We start from the raw sequence: 2,233 nt of genomic DNA on the forward strand, positions 1-2,233 counted from the left end.
CGATAGCATCACCTCGGTCTGACTGATGGACCGAGGTGCCTGTATCGCAGGCAAGCCAGCTCCCACACAAGCCAGCTCCCACAGGTAATCAGCGCACCACGCCTTCTTCAATGAGTAGCTTCAGAATCGCTTCCGCGCCCGCCTCGGGGCTAAGACCTTTGAGCACTTGCCCACCGCCGCCGCTGGCCTTGGCGGTCGCCGCCTTCATCCGGTCCGCGCCGCTCTTGGCCTTAATCACCTTGAGGCGCTTGGGCCGGGGCTTGGCCGGTTGCAACACTGCGTCTGCGAGTAACTCGTCCGTCTCGATTTCGACCTCATGGGCCGCCAGTTCACCGCGTTGCGCCGGGCCATAGGCGCTTTGCCGTGGTTTGGGCGCGGCGTTATCCACAGTCGCCAGAAACGGCAGGCGCACCTTCAGGCGCCGCCGCTGCCCGCGCGGCAAGGCTTGCAGCACATGGGCAATGCCGCCATCGATAGATTCCACTTGCGCCAGCCCGACTATCAATGGCCAACCCAATTGCTCGGCCAAAAGAAACGGCAACATGCCTGAGCCTTCGCCGGTTTCCGCCTGGCTGCCGGTGAGCACTACGTGGGCGCCAGTCTCGCGCAGATAATCACTGAGCACCGGCAAGGCGTCGCTGCCCGCCGGTTGTTCCAGCACATGCAATTGCGGCAGGCCCATGCCCAGGTAGCTGCGCAACGTCGGCTCGTTAACGTCACCGGCATGCAACACCTGCAACTTATCCCCAGCCAGCTGCAGGCCCAGCTCGACGGCGCGTGCATCCTGCTCCGCACGGCGTGGGCGGCCGGAGGTCGGGTGGGCGCCGATTGACACCAGGCTGATTACATTCGTGGTCATGGTCATGTCCCTAGGCTGCGTCGCGCTTGGCGCCGTTGCGGTACACCTGCACCGCCTCGATCAAGGCTTGCAGAATCGCGGCGCTTTCGCCGATCACCGACAAGTCGGCACGCTTGATCATGTCGCAGCCAGGGTCGAGGTTGATCGCCACCACCTTGTCGCAGGCACCGATGCCTTGCAGGTGCTGGATCGCCCCGGAAATACCCACAGCCACATACACCCGTGCCGTCACCCAAGTACCGCTGGCACCGACCTGGCGATCACGCGCCATAAAGCCATCATCCACTGCCACCCGTGACGCGCCTTCGGTGGCGCCCAAGGCGGCGGCGGTCTGGTGGAACAGTGCCCAATCTTTTACGCCATTGCCGCCAGAGAAAATAAACTCCGCCTCGGCCATCGGAATCGCCCCTGGGTCCACCGCCACTGCGCCGAGATCCTCGATGCGCGGCAAGCTGCGCGCCAAGACTGTGGATAACTCCACGGGCAAGACCTCGTGACGGGTTTCGCTGACCGGCTCGGCGCATTCCACCGCTGCCAGAATCAGGCGTGGCAGTGGCCGGGCCAAATCCTCCTGGCCCGCACCGGCACGGCCTATGCACTCCTCGCCCTTGATCTGCCACACACGGGTGGCCGGGCGCTCCTTGAGGCTCGCGGCAAAACGCCGGCCCAATTCACCGCCGCCACTGCGGCTGTCGGGCAGCAACCAATGGCGTGGGTTGAACTGGTTATCCACAGCCCGCAGGCCCTGGACGCGTTGCTCCGGTGAATAACCCTCGAATTCGTGGCCTTCCAGCACCAGCAGGCGATCGACGCCCGCCGTGGCAAAAGCACTTTCTTTATGTTCGCCAAACACCACCGCCAGCACCGCGCCATCACTGCCGGCCAGTTGCCGGGCAAGGCCGAGCACGTCGCGGTCGTGGCTGCTCAGGCGGCCACCAACCATGTCCGGCACCACGTTGATGTAGAACGCCGGCGCTGGCACCTGGTGCAACGGCAACTGCACTTGCACCGCCGCCGTGCGCTTGGCCGCGCCGCCCTGCTGGGCGCCGCTGCGGTCGATACGCTTGATGCCGTTGGGGCCGATAAAACCCACGCCATGTACATTTTTGCGGATGACGCCGTTCGGCCCCATCCAACTGTGTTGCAGCGGCTGCATGGCGGCGTGCAACGGGTGCAGGCGGTTGCGGGCGATCCATTCGGCCCGTGGGTCGCGGCGGATAATGTCGCTCATCAGTGCACCTCCGCAGGTTGACGCTTGATAGGTGCCTTGCCAGGTGCGGCTTCTTCAAGCAACGCGTCGGCGACCAGTTCAGCGATGTCCTTGATCAGGGGTCGTGGCTCGACCACGCCCTCAAGCATCGCGGTGCATTGTGT

Annotated in this window: 3 protein-coding genes; all 3 read right to left on the bottom strand. The window is 64.5% G+C overall.

Annotation, left to right across the window (positions count from 1 at the left end; all coding sequences use genetic code 11):
- Positions 1-88: 88 nt before the first annotated feature.
- The gene (etfB, locus tag FEM54_RS30915) at positions 89-859 is read right to left on the bottom strand and encodes an electron transfer flavoprotein subunit beta (protein ID WP_017139361.1); all 771 of its coding nucleotides are present in this window, start codon (positions 857-859) and stop codon (positions 89-91) included.
- Between the two features lie 10 nt (positions 860-869).
- The gene (gene etfA / locus FEM54_RS30920; RefSeq protein WP_138454106.1) at positions 870-2,090 is read right to left on the bottom strand and encodes an electron transfer flavoprotein subunit alpha; all 1,221 of its coding nucleotides are present in this window, start codon (positions 2,088-2,090) and stop codon (positions 870-872) included.
- Positions 2,090-2,233, bottom strand: a 144-nt coding sequence (locus FEM54_RS35200; protein ID WP_171045948.1) for a hypothetical protein, incomplete at its 5' end; no start/stop codon positions are given. The genes FEM54_RS35200 and etfA, both read right to left, overlap by 1 nt.

This window comes from Pseudomonas edaphica (genome assembly GCF_005863185.1).
Taxonomy (GTDB): Bacteria; Pseudomonadota; Gammaproteobacteria; order Pseudomonadales; family Pseudomonadaceae; genus Aquipseudomonas; species Aquipseudomonas edaphica.

Excerpts from the sequence above, each read along its gene's own strand:
- etfB (WP_017139361.1), bottom strand. The coding sequence starts at position 859 with ATGACCACGAATGTAATCAGCCTGGTGTCAATCGGCGCCCACCCGACC.
- etfA (WP_138454106.1), bottom strand. The coding sequence starts at position 2,090 with ATGAGCGACATTATCCGCCGCGACCCACGGGCCGAATGGATCGCCCGC.